This window comes from Caballeronia zhejiangensis (assembly GCF_000698575.1).
GTDB lineage: Bacteria > Pseudomonadota > Gammaproteobacteria > Burkholderiales > Burkholderiaceae > Caballeronia > Caballeronia zhejiangensis.
Window position 1 is genome coordinate 116,355 of record NZ_JFHD01000006.1, and the last position, 14,849, is coordinate 131,203.

The 14,849-nt window shown below is 61.4% G+C and carries 10 protein-coding genes and 1 pseudogene; 8 read left to right on the plus strand and 3 right to left on the minus strand.

Annotated elements, in window-relative coordinates; translation table 11 throughout:
- The first annotated feature begins 242 nt into the window (after positions 1-242).
- From edd to BG60_RS11275, 7 genes and pseudogenes are all read left to right on the plus strand, one after another.
- Positions 243-2,195: a phosphogluconate dehydratase gene (gene edd, locus BG60_RS11245; RefSeq protein WP_034471508.1), complete on the plus strand. Its 1,953-nt coding sequence runs from the start codon at positions 243-245 to the stop codon at positions 2,193-2,195.
- Between the two features lie 91 nt (positions 2,196-2,286).
- Complete coding sequence (eda, locus tag BG60_RS11250; protein ID WP_008342842.1) at positions 2,287-2,919, plus strand: bifunctional 4-hydroxy-2-oxoglutarate aldolase/2-dehydro-3-deoxy-phosphogluconate aldolase; 633 nt, start codon at positions 2,287-2,289, stop codon at positions 2,917-2,919.
- Between the two features lie 474 nt (positions 2,920-3,393).
- A complete protein-coding gene (locus BG60_RS11255) occupies positions 3,394-4,548 on the plus strand; it encodes a DUF2827 domain-containing protein (RefSeq protein ID WP_033537312.1) in 1,155 nt (384 codons plus the stop codon).
- Positions 4,545-5,696: a DUF2827 domain-containing protein gene (locus BG60_RS11260; RefSeq protein ID WP_051996477.1), complete on the plus strand. Its 1,152-nt coding sequence runs from the start codon at positions 4,545-4,547 to the stop codon at positions 5,694-5,696. Before BG60_RS11255 ends, BG60_RS11260 begins: the two co-directional genes overlap by 4 nt.
- Positions 5,697-5,824: 128 nt before the next feature.
- Positions 5,825-6,606: pseudogene (locus BG60_RS37850) on the plus strand (DUF2827 family protein).
- A 441-nt stretch (positions 6,607-7,047) separates the two neighbouring features.
- Complete coding sequence (locus BG60_RS11270) at positions 7,048-8,412, plus strand: GntP family permease (protein ID WP_008342836.1); 1,365 nt, start codon at positions 7,048-7,050, stop codon at positions 8,410-8,412.
- Positions 8,413-8,422: 10 nt separating this feature from the next.
- Positions 8,423-8,920, plus strand: coding sequence for a gluconokinase (locus BG60_RS11275; RefSeq protein ID WP_008342835.1), 498 nt, complete (start codon positions 8,423-8,425; stop codon positions 8,918-8,920).
- 48 nt (positions 8,921-8,968) lie between these two features.
- Here the strand turns inward: BG60_RS11275 and purB are convergent, their stop codons facing one another.
- The 3 genes from purB to BG60_RS11290 all read right to left on the minus strand — a co-directional run bounded on the left by purB (position 8,969) and on the right by BG60_RS11290 (position 12,167).
- Positions 8,969-10,357, minus strand: a complete 1,389-nt coding sequence (gene purB / locus BG60_RS11280; RefSeq protein ID WP_008342833.1) for an adenylosuccinate lyase — start codon at positions 10,355-10,357, stop codon at positions 8,969-8,971.
- A gap of 76 nt (positions 10,358-10,433) precedes the next feature.
- Complete coding sequence (murU, locus tag BG60_RS11285; RefSeq protein ID WP_008342831.1) at positions 10,434-11,135, minus strand: N-acetylmuramate alpha-1-phosphate uridylyltransferase MurU; 702 nt, start codon at positions 11,133-11,135, stop codon at positions 10,434-10,436.
- Positions 11,136-11,141: 6 nt separating this feature from the next.
- Complete coding sequence (locus BG60_RS11290; protein ID WP_008342829.1) at positions 11,142-12,167, minus strand: aminoglycoside phosphotransferase family protein; 1,026 nt, start codon at positions 12,165-12,167, stop codon at positions 11,142-11,144.
- A gap of 227 nt (positions 12,168-12,394) precedes the next feature.
- On the opposite strand from BG60_RS11290, the gene BG60_RS11295 reads away from it, so the two are divergent.
- Positions 12,395-14,785: an LPS-assembly protein LptD gene (locus BG60_RS11295; RefSeq protein ID WP_008342827.1), complete on the plus strand. Its 2,391-nt coding sequence runs from the start codon at positions 12,395-12,397 to the stop codon at positions 14,783-14,785.
- Positions 14,786-14,849 lie beyond the last annotated feature (64 nt).

The window sequence follows — 14,849 nt, forward strand, 5'->3', positions numbered from 1 at the left end:
TACAAATACTACATAAGCCGCATACAGAATCTTAGGGAAATCCCGTAAACGTCCGTGGGATAAGTGTCTAATCCATTTGGCTGCTTGTCGTTCTGGCCAGGTTTTCGATTGTCATCGTGTAGTTTTTCTCCTAAACTCGCAAGACACGGCACCATCACAAGACAACGATCCAAACGCCGTCCCTCGCAATGTTCAACCCAATCTCAACGGCAGGCAGCCGGGAGTGAGACGAAGGAGCTTCGATGGTTTCCCCGCATCCGCAACTCAAGAACGTCACCGATCGCATCATCGAACGCAGCAAACCGACGCGCGCAGCCTATCTCGCGCGCATCGACGCGGCGCACGGCCTGTTCCCGGCGCGCGGTGCGCTGTCCTGCGCCAATCTCGCGCACGGCTTCGCCGGCCTCGAGGGCCAAGAAAAGTTCGCGATCAAGGCGGTGCGCGAGCCGAACATCGGTATCGTGTCGTCTTATAACGAGATGCTCTCCGCGCACGCGCCGTACAAGAGCTTTCCGGACATCATCAAGCAGGCGGCGCGCGCGCATGGCGGCATCGCGCAATTCGCGGGCGGCGTGCCGGCTATGTGCGACGGCATCACGCAAGGCAACGCGGGCATGGAGCTGTCGCTGTTCTCGCGGGAAGTCATCGCGATGAGCACGGCCGTCGCGCTGACGCACAACATGTTCGACGCGGCGCTGTGCCTTGGCGTGTGCGACAAGATCGTGCCCGGACTCGCGATCGGCGCGCTGCAGTTCGGCCATCTGCCGACCATTTTCGTCCCAGCCGGCCCGATGACGAGCGGCCTCACCAACGACGAAAAAGCCAAGGTGCGCCAGGAATTCGCGACCGGCAAGTGCGATCGCGGCGCGCTGCTCGAAGCCGAAGCGGCGGCGTATCACGGTCACGGCACCTGCACGTTCTACGGCACCGCCAACAGCAATCAGATGCTGATGGAAGTGATGGGCCTGCATCTGCCGAGCGCGGCGTTCGTGCATCCGCATACGGAACTGCGCGACGCGCTCACCGCCGAGGCCGCGCGCCGCGTGCTCGATATCACGCTCGAACGCGGCAACTACACGCCGATCGGTCATGTCGTCGATGAAAAGGCGATCGTGAACGGCATCGTTGCGCTGCTCGCGACGGGCGGTTCGACCAATCACACGCTGCATCTCGTGGCGATCGCGCGGGCGGCGGGCATCGTGATCGACTGGAACGATTTCGACGAGCTGTCGCAGGTCGTACCGCTGCTCGCGAAGATCTACCCCAATGGCAAGGCCGACGTGAATCACTTCCACGCAGCAGGCGGCGTCGCGTTCCTCGTGCGCAATCTGCTCGAAGGCGGGCTGCTGCATGAGGACGTGCAGACGGTCGTCGGCAAAGGGCTGTCGCATTACACCAAGGAGCCGAAGCTCATCGACGGCAAACTGCAATGGGTCGACGGCGTGGCGGAGAGCCACGACACGAAGGTGCTGCGCGCGATCGGCGAGCCGTTCCAGCCGGACGGCGGACTGCGGCTGATGCAGGGCAAGCTCGGGCGCGGCGTCATCAAGATATCGGCGGTGGCGCCGGAGCATCGCGTGGTGAAGGCGCCGGCCATCGTCTTCAATTCGCAGGAAGAAGTGCAGGAAGCGTTCGACAAGGGCGAACTGAAGCGCGATTTCGTCGCCGTCGTGCGTTTCCAGGGCGCGCGCGCGAACGGCATGCCGGAGTTGCATCGGTTGACGCCGCTTCTGGGCGTATTGCAGGATCAGGGCTTTCACGTCGCGCTAGTGACCGATGGACGCATGTCGGGCGCATCGGGCAAGGTCCCGGCGGTCATTCACGTATCGCCGGAAGCGCTGCTGCAAGGTCCGCTCGGCAAGGTCCGCACCGGAGATATGCTCGTGATCGACGCACCCGCGGGCGTGCTCGACATCGAAATCGATGCGAACGAGTGGGCATCACGCGAAGTCGAGGCTCCGCTGCATCAAGCGGAGAACGAAGCGGGCTTCGGCCGCGAGTTGTTCGGCGTGTTCCGCAGCGCGGCGTTGCCGGCGGAGCAGGGCGCGTCGGTCTTCGGCGCGTTGCTCGGCGCGGCAGCAAGCCACGACGGACACGCCCATGCGACGGCCGCCGCGCCCGAACGAAACGCGCTTCGCGACAATGCGCGGGCGGCGGCGTCGGCGCTGAACAAGGCGCACGCCACGAATCACTGAACGGAACAACGAAGGGCGTATCGCCCGGGACCTGAGAGAAACCCGCGGACAGACCCCAATGGCGCCGCTCAAAAACCAGGAGTCGTATCAAATGAAAACGGTAAGCGAAATCGTGCGTCTGGGACCGGTGATCCCGGTTCTGGCTTTCGAAACGATCGAGCAAGGCGAGCACGTGTCGCGTGCGCTGCATGCGGGCGGCGTGAAGGTGCTGGAAATCACGCTGCGCACGCCGGCGGGCATCGGTGCGATCGAGCGCGCGAGCCAACTGGCAGACGATATCGTCGTCGGCGTGGGCACCATCACGAAGCCGGAGCATTGCGCGCAGGCGAAGAAGGCGGGCGCGCAGTTCGGCGTGTCGCCCGGTCTCACGAAGGACATGCACAAGGCCGCGCAGGACGCCGGATTGCCGCTCCTGCCGGGCGTGATGACGCCAAGCGATATCATCACGGCGATGGAACTCGGATATGAAATCGTCAAGTTCTTTCCGGCGCAACAGGCGGGCGGCATTCCGATGCTTCAGGCGTTCTACGGACCGTTCCCAAACCTGAAATTCTGTCCGACGGGCGGCATCACGGCAGAAACCGCGTCGAGCTTCCTGGCGCAGCCGAATGTGGTGTGCGTCGGTGGGTCGTGGCTCACGCCGAAGGCCGCGCTCGCCGCGCAGAATTGGGAGGAAGTCACGCGCCTCGCGCGGGCGGCGAGCGAATTGGCGCCGCATAAGTAAATTGCTGCACTAATCGAAAACGCGTCACGGCCGTGCGAGCGGCCGGGCGCATTTTGTTTTTTCGCCTTTCGGTCAGGGCAATTTGCGCCCGACGATGCTCCTCTTCAGACATGCTTTCGCGTGCGCCGTCAGTCGAGCACGCGAACATCAAGTTTTTTCGTCAAGCGATTCGATCAATATTTGAGTCGTATAAATCCAAATTTCGAAACGCATTGTGTTTAAGACGTTTTGCGCATTTTAAGACTCGCATAGGACTTGTCTCATTAATCCCTGGTTCACTGGGAATTCTAGAGATTTTTCTATATATTTAGCTTTCAGAAGTTCCCGATATATTCAATCGCGGGAGCGAATCAGGACGTTCGGCGCATGCTGCACCATGCCTCCGTACTTCCGCGCGATGCTGCTCGCACCAACGCCGATCCCGCCGCATCAGCGTTCAACAGTGCCGGCCGAAACGATGCCAATCCGATGACCATCCGAGTCGGAATATCAGTCGTCACACATCAAGGCCAAAGCATCTGGCAAAACGGCCTGGGCCAGAACGTGATCTTCTTGTCGGAAGCGCTTCAAAAGCTTACGTTCATCGAGAGTGTTTCGCTCATCGACGTGGGCGACCAGAACGCATTGCCGCCGCAGGTGGACGCCGCGTCGAAAGGCCTGCGCATCATGCGGACGCATGATGCGACCGACGCCGTCGACGTCATCTTCGAAATGGGCGGCGCGCTCGACACCGAATGGCTCGATCTCATGCGCGCGCGTGGCAAGAAAGTCGCGTACTACTGCTGCGGCCAGCCGTACGTCGGGCTCGTCGAAGCGCCGGTGTTCGACAAACCCGTGCACGTCATGCGCGCGGACCGTTACGACCAGGTCTGGCTGATGTTGAAGGATCGTGCTTTCGTCCCGATGATGCGTATGCTGCATCGCTGTCCCGTTCATATCATTCCGTTCATCTGGCATCCGCAGTTCATCGAGAGCCGTATCGTCGAAGTCGAGGAGCACGGTCTGCGCTTCGGCTACGAGCGCCGCGCGGACAAGTCGGCCCAACCGGCCATCCAGCCGCAAGGTTTCCGGGTCGCAATCTTCGAGCCGAATATTTCGGTGGTGAAAACGTCGAGCATTCCAATGCTCGTCTGCGAAGAGGCGTATCGCGCGGATCGTTCGAGCGTGTCCGCCATGCATGTGCTCAATTCCATGCACATGAAAGATCACCCGACGCTCATGTACATGGCCAACTCGCTCGACATTGTGAAAGCCTCGAAGGCGACGTTCCATGGCCGTAACGATATCGCTGGTTTCATGGCGCAATACGCCGATGCAGTCGTGTCGCATCAGTGGGGCAACGATCAGAATTACCTGTACCTGGATGTGCTTTATGGCGGCTATCCCCTCGTCCACAATTCGCCGTGGCTGAAGGACGCCGGTTACTACTATCCGGGTTTCGACGCGCAAGAGGGCGGACGTCAGTTGCTGCGCGCGTTCCGTGAACATGACGACAATCTCAATGCATATCGCGCAGATGCACAGCGCGTCATCGACGCGGTCAGTCCTTTCAATCAAGCCAACCTGGATGCGTTCGCAGAACGGTTGATCATCCTTTGTGCGGGAAGCAAGCTCGAGGTAGGCGTATGAACATGCAAAGCAAATCCCGCATGCCGGAGCGGATCACCGTCGGCGTTTCCATTTTTATCCGCAAAGGCGAGCAGTCGCTGTGGGAAAACGGCATCTTCCAGAACTGCCTTTATCTCGTGATGTTGCTCATGCGCTCGCCGCGCGTGAAATCGACTTATCTCGTGACGGGCGGCGGCGACGGCGGCCCCGAAGACGCAAAGCGCTTCCTGTCTGATTCACCCGTGCCGCTCATCGACATGGAAACGGCCATGTCGAAACTCGACGTCATGATCGAAATGAGCGCGCAGCTCAGCAAGGAATGGGCGATCAAGTTCCGCGAGAAGGGCGGCAAGGTCATCACGATGCGTGTCGGTAACGACTATGTCATCGATATCGAACGCATGGTCTTCAATCTCCAGCACGCGCTGCTGATTTCGGGCGCGCCTTACGACGAAGTCTGGACGCTACCCGAATACGAAGTCAGCTGCAAACCGTATTTCGAAACGCTCTTCCGCGCGCCGGTGAAGCTGATGCCACACCTGTGGAGCCCGGTCGTACTCGAACGTGAAGCGGCAAAGCTGCCCAACGGTCAGAAGTTCGGTTATCAGCCGGGGCGCCGCCGTTGGCGCGTGGGCATTTTCGAGCCGAACGTCTGCATGGTGAAAACGAGCTATATCCCAATGCTCGCCTGCGACGCGGCGCATCGCGAGAATCCGGACATGCTCGAACGCGTGTGGGCCTTCAACACGTTCAAGCTGAAGAATCACGCGGCGTTCGTCGGCTTTGCGCATAGCCTCGATTACGTGAGACACGGGCTTGGCAACTTCGAGGGACGCTTCCCCTTCGCGCATATCGTGCCGGCCTCCGTCGATGCGGTCGTGAGCCATCAGTGGGAAAACCCGCAGAACTACGTTTATTACGAAGCGCTCTACGGCGGCTATCCGCTGATTCACAACTCGCATCTTATCGGCGAGTGCGGCTATCGCTATCACGAATTTGATTGCGAAGAGGGTGGCCGCGCGTTGCTTCGCGCCTTCGCCGAGCACGATGCCAATCTCGAAAGCTATCGCGCGACCGCGAAGAAGTTCCTTCACACGCTCGACCCGGAAAACGAAGACAACGTGCGGATCTACACGCGGGCGATCGAGGCCGTGTACGCGAAGGCGTGAGTTCGGGATTCAAGCATCTGCCGCGAGGCAACGGCGTTAACGGGAATGAAGAAGTTGCGAACTGGCATACGATCGGCCTGTTTCACGAGGCCGAAACGTTGTGGAACAACGGTATCAAGCAGAACGCGGTGTTTCTCGCGGAAGCACTCAAGAACTGTCCGACCGTCGAGAGCGTCGTGCTCCTCAACACGACGCATGTGGCGAACACGAACCAATTGCCCTGGGATCTCGAGCGCTGGCTCACCGTCACATTCGATGATGCGAAGGACAAGGTCGATGTGTTGATCGAGCTTGGTGGCCAGATCGACGCGAACGCGACGGCTTATCTGAAGGAGCGGTGCGCGCGCCTCATCTCTTATTGTTGCGGTTTCGAATACGTCCAAGCGATGGCGTCGATTCTGTTCAAAAGACCGACTTTCGGCGACAACCTGTTCGTCAATCAACGCTACGACGACATCTGAATTCCGCAAATTGCGAACATCAGCGCGCCGTACTTTGAAGTCATGCGTCGTCAAACCGCGCGGATGGTGCAATTCATCTGGAGCCCCCTTTTCCTGAAGGCGCGTACCGCTTCGTCGCCGCATTCGGGCGAGCATCAGCCGCACGCGGGCCGCGTCGCCTGAGCGTGATGGAGCCGAATATCATTATCGTGAAATTCTGTCTTTATCCGGCGATGATCGCGGAATTGGCTTATCGCGAACGGCCTGACGACATTCAATTGCTTCAGGTGACCAACGCGCAGCATCTGGCCACGCAGTGCCGCGAATTCATTGCGCTGAAGAACCAGCTGGACATCGTGCGGAATCAAAAGGCGGTGTTTCTCGGACGCTTCGACACCTCGACGTATCTTGCCAAGCATACCGAAATCGTCGTGTCGCAGCATTGGGAAGATCCGCTGAATTACTTTTAACCGGGGGGGTGCTGAGTCGCCGAGATGCCATGGCGCGAGGCAAGAAGAGTTCTGGCGGCGCGGTATGCAACCTGGCAGACGGTCAGGGCGCCACATTAGCGGCTTACCGGCAAGAAGCTAGCGATCCGGACGACATGTTCCGTGTGGCGGGACGCCGCCCGGATTGCAAGGATCGCCAAGTAATCGTGGTTCCGCGCCGACAATCCGCAGCTCAGGCCAAGCGGAAGCCGCGCGCGCCAATTGGACGTCCGGTGGGAAGCGGGGCCGCGTTTCGCACGCGCGCGCTTCTCGCTGCCATTTCTCGGCCGACTTCCTCGCTTACAAGTAAAATTCCGTTGCCCAGCGCCGTGTTTGCGCTTGCCGGATGTTGCCGCGTGTGCAGTGCAACGACGGCAAACGCATACATAGCGCAGAAAACCTCAACAAAATCAAGGAGGCGTTATGCCAGCCGTCCACGGGAGCATGCTACTGCTCTACGCGGTGATCGCGATCGCGGTTCTGATCCTGATGATCGCCCGCTATAAGGTTTACCCGTTCCTCGTTCTCATGATCGTGTCCGTATTGCTTGCCCTCGCGGTCGGCATGCCGATGGACAAAATCGTGAAGTCGTTCGAAACCGGCAACGGAAATACGCTCGGTCACATTGCTGTCGTCGTCGGCCTTGGCACGATGCTCGGCAAGATGATGGCCGAATCGGGCGGAGCCGAGCGCATCGCCAATACGCTGATCAATCTCTTCGGTGAGAAGAACATTCACTGGGCGATGATGGTCGTCGCGATCATCGTCGGCTTGCCGGTGTTCTTCGAAGTGGGCTTCGTGCTGCTAATTCCCATTGCGTTCAACGTCGCGAAGCGCACCGGCAAGTCGCTGCTGTTGATCGGTCTGCCGATGGTGGCGGGTCTCTCGGTCGTGCACGGTCTGATTCCGCCGCACCCGGCTGCGTTGCTCGCGGTGCAGGCGTACCACGCCGATATCGGAAAGACAATCGCCTACGGTCTGATCGTCGGCGTGCCGACTGCAATCGTCGCCGGCCCGCTGTTCGCGCTGTTGATCCACAAATACATCAAGCTGCCCGACGCCAACGCGCTCGCCGACCAGTTCACCCAGAAGCACGGCGATACCGAGAAGAAGCGCGATTTGCCGAGCTTCGGCATCACGTTGTTCACCATTCTGCTGCCAGTCATTCTGATGTTGATCGGGAGCTGGGCCGATCTGGTTTTCACGCCGAAAACGCTGCCGAACGATTTGCTGCGTTTCATCGGCCAGTCGGATATGGCGCTGTTGATCGCCGTGCTGGTCAGCTTCTGGACGTTCGGCGCGAAGCAGGGCTTCAACCGTGAGCAGATTCAGAAGTTCTGCGGCGAGTGCCTAGCGCCGATCGCGGGCATTACGCTGATCGTCGGCGCTGGCGGCGGCTTCGGCCAGGTTCTGCGCGATAGCGGCATTTCGCAGCAGATCGTCGCGACCGCGTCGTCGGCGAGCCTGTCGCCGCTGTTGCTTGGCTGGTTCGTCGCCGCGCTGATCCGTCTGGCGACAGGCTCGGCCACGGTCGCGATGACCACCGCCTGCGGCATCGTTGCGCCGATCGCCGCCGCGGCGGGCGGTCACACGAGCCCGGAACTGCTGGTGCTCGCCACCGGCTCCGGCTCGCTGATCTTCTCGCATGTGAACGACGGCGGCTTCTGGTTGATCAAAGAGTATTTCGGGATGACGGTCGGTCAGACGTTCAAGACGTGGTCGTTGCTCGAAACGATCATCTCTCTGATGGGCCTGGGCTTGACCTTCGTGCTCGCGATGTTCGTGTAAGGAGACTTCGATGATTTTGATCGCAATGGGCGTGTCGGGTGCCGGCAAGTCCCTCATCGGCGAGATGCTGGCGGAGCGGCTGCACTGCACTTTCACCGACGGCGACGCGTTCCACAGCGCCGCGAACAAGGAGAAGATGCACAAGGGCATCCCGCTGACCGACGAGGATCGCTGGCCGTGGCTCAAGACCATTCGTGCCGCGATCGAGGAAAAGCAACGTGCGGGCGAGACGGCGGTATTTACGTGCTCGTCGCTGAAACGCTCGTATCGCGACATCCTGCGCGACGGCGATCGCGACGTGTGCTTCATCTATCTGCACGGCACGATGGATGTGCTTCGCGAGCGTCTCGGTTCGCGCACCGGACACTTCTTCGATCCGTCGCTGTTGCAGAGCCAACTGGACACACTGGAAGAACCCGGCGAGGACGAGGCGATTACGGAAAGCATCGAGCTCACGCCCGAGCAGATCGTCGACAACGTGCTCGAGAAGTTGAAGACGCGCAAATGACACGCCAATGAAAAAAGCCCCGGAATTCCGGGGCTTTTGCCTTTTTGCCTAGCTGATCCGCTTCGCCAGCTCCACCGCCTTGCCGATATACGAGCCGGGTGTCATCTCAAGGAGCAGCTTCTTCGCGTCGGCCGGAATCGCCAGCCCGCCGATGAACGTCTGCAGCGCCTCGCGCGTGATGCCCTTGCCGCGCGTCAGTTCCTTCAATTGCTCATACGGGTTCTCGATGCCGTAGCGGCGCATCACCGTCTGCACCGGCTCGGCGAGCACTTCCCACGTATTGTCGAGATCTTCGTTCAGACGCGCCGCGTTCACTTCGAGCTTGTCGAGGCCACGGATCAGCGCGTCGTAAGCGAGCAGCGAGTAGCCGAAGGCGACGCCGATATTGCGCAGCACCGTCGAATCGGTCAGATCGCGCTGCCAGCGCGAGACCGGCAGCTTGTCCGCGAGATGGCGCAGCGTCGCGTTCGCGAGGCCGAGATTGCCCTCCGAGTTCTCGAAGTCGATCGGATTGACCTTGTGCGGCATCGTCGACGAGCCGATTTCACCGGCCTTCGTCTTCTGCTTGAAATAGCCGAGCGAAATGTAGCCCCACACATCGCGATCGAGGTCGAGCAGAATCGTGTTCGCGCGCGCGACGGCGTCGAACAGTTCGGCCATGTAATCGTGCGGCTCGATCTGGATCGTGTACGGATTGAACGTGAGCTTCAGCCGATTTTCGACGACATCTTTCGAGAACGCTTCCCAGTCGAAGTCCGGATACGCCGACAGATGCGCGTTGAAGTTGCCGACCGCGCCGTTCATCTTGCCGAGCAGTTCGACCTTCTCGATACGCGTGATCGCGCGCGCAAGACGCGCCGCGACATTGGCGATTTCCTTGCCGAGCGTCGTCGGGCTGGCGGGCTGACCGTGCGTGCGCGAAAGCATGGGCTGCTCTGCGTGCATGTGCGCGAGCTTCACGAGACGTTCATGCACCGAGCGCAGCGCGGGCAAAATCACGCGTTCGCGCGCGCCGGCCAGCATCAGACCGTGCGATGTGTTGTTGATGTCTTCCGACGTGCACGCGAAGTGGATGAATTCGCTTGCGCGCTCCAGTTCCGGCTGACCCTTGACCGACTCCTTGAGCCAGTATTCGACGGCCTTCACGTCGTGATTCGTCACGCGTTCGATGTCCTTGATGCGCGCCGCATCGTGCGCGGTGAAGCGCTCGGCGAGGCCCAGCAGGAACTGTTCGGAAGCGTCGGAGAAGCGCGGCACTTCGGCCAAACCCGCGCGCGACAACGCGATCAGCCAGTGAATCTCAACCGTCACGCGATGGCGCATGAACGCGGCTTCGGAAAGCCAGTCGCGCAGGGCTTCGGTCTTGGCGGCATAGCGGCCGTCGAGCGGCGAGAGCGCGGTGAGCGCAAAGAGGGTATCGGGACGGGTATCGGACATGATTGCTTGTCGCAATGGGAGGAAAAGACGCGAGAACCGCGCATTTTACCATCGGATGCGTCCCAATCTCCGAAGCTCACCCCGCCCGCAGTTCCTCGTCGAGTGCGCGGAGCTGCGCGGGCGTGCCGACGTTTTCCCATCGGCCTTCGTAGAGCTCGCCGCTCGCGCGCCCGGCCGCGATGGTTTCGCGATAGTACGGCGTGAGTGCGCGGCGCGTGCCGGGTGCGAGATCGTCGAACATGCGCGTGTCGTACAGACCGATGTTGCCGAACGTATAGCGCGGCTCGCCTTCCAGCGCGAGCGTGCCGTCGTTCAGCGCGAAGTCGCCCTTTGGATGGAACGGCGGATTCGGCACCATCACGAGATGCATGCCGGGCGAGGGCATCGAAGCGAGCGTCGAGGCGCGCTCGCGCAAGGTCGCGTAATCGAAGTCGCAAAAGACGTCGCCGCTTACCGCGATGAACACGTCATCGCCGATCAGATGACGCGCCCGTGCGATGCCGCCCGCCGTCTCCAGCGCTTCGGTCTCGGCCGAATAGCGCAGCTCGACGCCCCTTTGAGAACCGTCGCCGAGCGCGCTTTCGATCTGATCGCCGAGCCACGCATGATTGATGACGATCGTTTCGACGCCCGCCGCCGCGAGACGCTCGATCTGCCACATGATCAAAGGCTTTCCGCCGACCGGCAGCAACGGCTTCGGACAGAGGTCGGTGAGCGGGCGCATGCGTTCGCCGCGTCCGGCGGCGAAGATCATCGCCGTTTTCAAAGCGTGCGTCATCGTGCATTAAAAGGTGTAGCCGACATCGACCGCGCGCCCTTCCAGCGAATCGAGCAGACGCGCGAACGGCCACAGCGGCGCGTAGCGTTCCGCGACCTTGCGCGCATAACCGATGAAGCGCGGCAGATCGGCGAGATAGCGCGGCTTGCCGTCGCGATAGTGAATCCGCGCGAAGAGGCCGAGCACCTTGATGTGGCGCTGCAGGCCCATCCATTCGAGCTGGCGATAGAACTCGCCGAAATCCTCATCGACGGGAAGTCCGGCCTTTTTTGCGCGCCCCCAGTAATACGCGACGCAGTCGAGCTGAAACTCTTCTTCCCAGCTGATGAACGCGTCGCGCATGAGCGAGGCCATGTCGTACGTGATCGGGCCGTACACCGCGTCCTGAAAGTCCAGCACGCCCGGATTCGGCTCGCACACCATCAGATTGCGCGGCATGAAGTCACGCAGCATGAAAGTCTGCGGCTGCGCGAGCGCGCTTTGCACCAGCAGCGTGAACGTGGCGTTGAGCGTCTTGCGTTCGTCGGCGGTGACTTCACGGTCCAGATGGCGTCCGATGAACCACTCGGGCATCAGCTCCATCTCGCGGCGCAGGAACGCCTCGTCGAACGGCGGCAGCACGCCTTCGCGCGCGGTTTGCTGAAAGCGGATCAGCGTGTCGATCGCGGCGCGCATCATCGGCCGCGCGTTCTTTTCGTCGAGCACCGACATGTAAGTCGTCGTGCCGAGATCGGTGAGCAGCATGAAACCGGCGTCGAAATCCGTTTCCAAAACTTTCGGCACATGCACGTTCGCGGCCTCGAGAAGCCCGGCGACCTGCACGAATTCGCGGCATTTTTCCGGCGGCGGCGCATCGACGGCGATGAGCGTTTTGCCGAACGCCGAATCGCTCTCGAGCCTGAAATAGCGGCGAAAGCTGGCATCGGCGGAGGCGGGAGCGAGGCTCGCGACGTTCAGCCGGTAGGGTCCGGCGACGTTTTCGAGCCACGAGCGAAGCTGGTTCAGGCGGGCGTCGGAAGGAATGTGCGTCATAAATTCGAGGGGCCAAACATCTTGCCATATAATACCCCACGACTTTTTTAAGCGATCCGTTTCACGCCTGGCACCAGGCTCCCGACGACTGTGAGCGTCACCGTTCGATCGAGTGTCGTCCCCGCTTAGCAACGGACCGTCAAGTTCGTGACTGCGGAAAGGCGCGGCCGCCTGCCCGGCGGCATCGGGCGCGTGGGACGCGAACGGGATCGAACCGCCACCCATACATGCCGCCACGACAGTTTCCCGTATCGAAAATCAAAGGCGACGACAAGCCACGCAGGCGGCGGCTCGTCGCTGCGCTTCTATCCGTTCCAGGCTTGATGCCCGCTCTTGCCCACGCGCAGCTCGTGGGCGACGCCGCCTATCCGCAGCCGCTCGACGGCCCGGGCAGCCTGCGCCTCGCGCCGGAGCTCCAGGAACGCCCGCTGCAAAACGGCCAGCAGCCCTCGACCTTCCTCCTCAGTGACAAGGCGACGGGCACGACCGACGAAGACATGGCGGCGAAGGGCTCGGCGGAGATCCGGCGCACGGTCACGGTCATCAAGGGCGACGCGCTCCACTACGACCAGGACACCGACATGGCCGATGCTTTCGGCAATGTCAGGCTGATCAACAACGGCGTGTCGTTCGTCGGTCCCGAAGCGCATCTGAAGGTGGAAGCGAATGAAGGGTTCATGACGAACCCGAAGTACCGTTTCAACCTCACGGGTGGCTCCGGCAGCGCCGCCCGCGCCGACATGATCGACAACGAGCGGGCGCGCATCGACCACGGCACGTATACGGCCTGCCAGTGCGAGTCCGATCCGGCGTGGTACATCAAGGGCACGTCGTTCGATTTCGACACCGGCGCTGAAGAGGGCATCGCGCACAATGGCGTGCTGTTCTTCCAGGGCGTGCCGGTTTTCGGCAGCCCGTGGCTGTCGTTTCCGCTGACCGGCGACCGTCGCAGCGGCCTTCTGCCGCCGACCTTCACGCTCAGTTCGACGACCGGCTTCGAACTGACGGTCCCGTACTATTTCAATATCGCGCCCAATCGCGATCTGACCGTCACGCCGCGCATCATGACGAAGCGCGGCGTGTTGGGCGAGGCGACGTATCGCTACCTGTCGCCCACGTACTCAGGCTCGCTCGACGTCAACTACCTGCCCGACGATCGCGTGACGCACTCGAACCGCTATGCGATCTTCTGGCAGCACCGTCAGAACTTCGGTAGCGGCTTCGGCGGTTACATCAATTACAACAAGGTTTCGGACGATCAATATCCGGAAGACCTGGGCAACGCTTCGAATCAGTTCCTGAACGGCACGCAACTGCTGTATCAGCAGGAAGCGGGGCTCACGTACAACAACGGCCCGTGGTCGGTGCTCGCGCGCGAACAGCGCTGGCAGACGCTGCAACCCTCGACGCCGCCGTACGCCCGCGAGCCGCAGGTCAACGTTCAGTACAACAAGTACAACGTCGGGGGCTTCGATTACGGCGCGGAACTGGACACCACGCGCTTCACGATCACGACCGAGGGCGCCACCGACGGCAACCGGCTGTACTTCAATCCGTACCTGAGCTACGGGGTCAATGCGCCCGGCTATTTCGTCACGCCGAAAGTGCAATGGCACTTCGCGTCGTACGATCTGAGCCATATCGCGACCACGCAGGTCGCGGGTTCGTCGCCACCGGTCGCGGGACAGCCCAAGAGTTTTACCGAGTCAATCCCGACGCTCAGCTTCGACACAGGCCTCGTGTTCGATCGCTCTGTGCGGCTTTTCGGGCAGGACTACATCCAGACACTGGAGCCACGGCTCTACTACGTCTACACGCCGTATCACAACCAGGACTTTGCGCCGATTTTCGATACCGCCGAAGCCGACTTCGGTCTCGCGGAGATCTACACGCCGAACACGTTCGTCGGCAACGACCGGATCGCGGACGCAAATCGGCTGACGGCCGGCCTGACCACGCGCTTCATCAACCCGGCGACGGGCGACGAGCGTGCGCGTTTCGTCATCGCGCAGCAGTATTATTTCCAGAGCCAGCGCGTCACGATCTCGCCGGATCAGCCGCCGGGGCAGGCAAAGCACTCCGACCTGATCGCCGGCGCGGCCATCAAGCTGGGCGCTGGTTTCGCTTCGGAAACTGCGTTCCAATATAATGTGGACAACAACCAGCTCGTGCGCTCGAGCATCGGTTTTGCGTTCAGTCCCGGCGCGCGCAAGGTGATCAACGTCGGCTATCGCTACACGCGTTCGAACCAGACAACGCTGGTGAACGAGCCGATCAACCAGATCCTGGTCTCGGGCGAATGGCCGCTCACGAACCGTCTCTATGCCGTCGGCCGCGTGAACTATGATCTCGCGAGCCATCGTCTCGTCGACGGGCTTCTGGGCTTCCAGTACGATGCCGACTGCTGGGCGTTCGGCTTCGGCATGCAGCGGTACGCCAACGGCGTGAACACGCTGGGCCAGCCGTCCTCGGGCACGCGCGTGCTCGCGCAGTTGACGTTCAAGGGCTTGTCGAACGTCGACAACGGGCTCGTCAGCGCGTTCCGCGCGAGCGTTCAGGGTTATCAGCCTCCGCCGGCGGCGCCGCCGCCGCTCTCCCGGTACAGCGATTACGAGTGAGGCCGGATCGGGCTCGCGGCGTCCACGGACGTGCAGCGAAGAGCGCGTCGGCGGCCGCGCAGGG

Bases quoted from the DNA above. Each gene is read 5' to 3' on its own strand.
- eda (WP_008342842.1), top strand. From the start codon at position 2,287: ATGAAAACGGTAAGCGAAATCGTGCGTCTGGGACCGGTGATCCCGGTT.
- purB (WP_008342833.1), bottom strand. From the start codon at position 10,357: ATGTCCGATACCCGTCCCGATACCCTCTTTGCGCTCACCGCGCTCTCG.
- BG60_RS11270 (WP_008342836.1), top strand. From the start codon at position 7,048: ATGCCAGCCGTCCACGGGAGCATGCTACTGCTCTACGCGGTGATCGCG.
- BG60_RS11290 (WP_008342829.1), bottom strand. From the start codon at position 12,167: ATGACGCACATTCCTTCCGACGCCCGCCTGAACCAGCTTCGCTCGTGG.
- BG60_RS11295 (WP_008342827.1), top strand. From the start codon at position 12,395: ATGCCGCCACGACAGTTTCCCGTATCGAAAATCAAAGGCGACGACAAG.
- murU (WP_008342831.1), bottom strand. From the start codon at position 11,135: ATGACGCACGCTTTGAAAACGGCGATGATCTTCGCCGCCGGACGCGGC.
- BG60_RS11260 (WP_051996477.1), top strand. From the start codon at position 4,545: ATGAACATGCAAAGCAAATCCCGCATGCCGGAGCGGATCACCGTCGGC.
- BG60_RS11275 (WP_008342835.1), top strand. From the start codon at position 8,423: ATGATTTTGATCGCAATGGGCGTGTCGGGTGCCGGCAAGTCCCTCATC.
- edd (WP_034471508.1), top strand. From the start codon at position 243: ATGGTTTCCCCGCATCCGCAACTCAAGAACGTCACCGATCGCATCATC.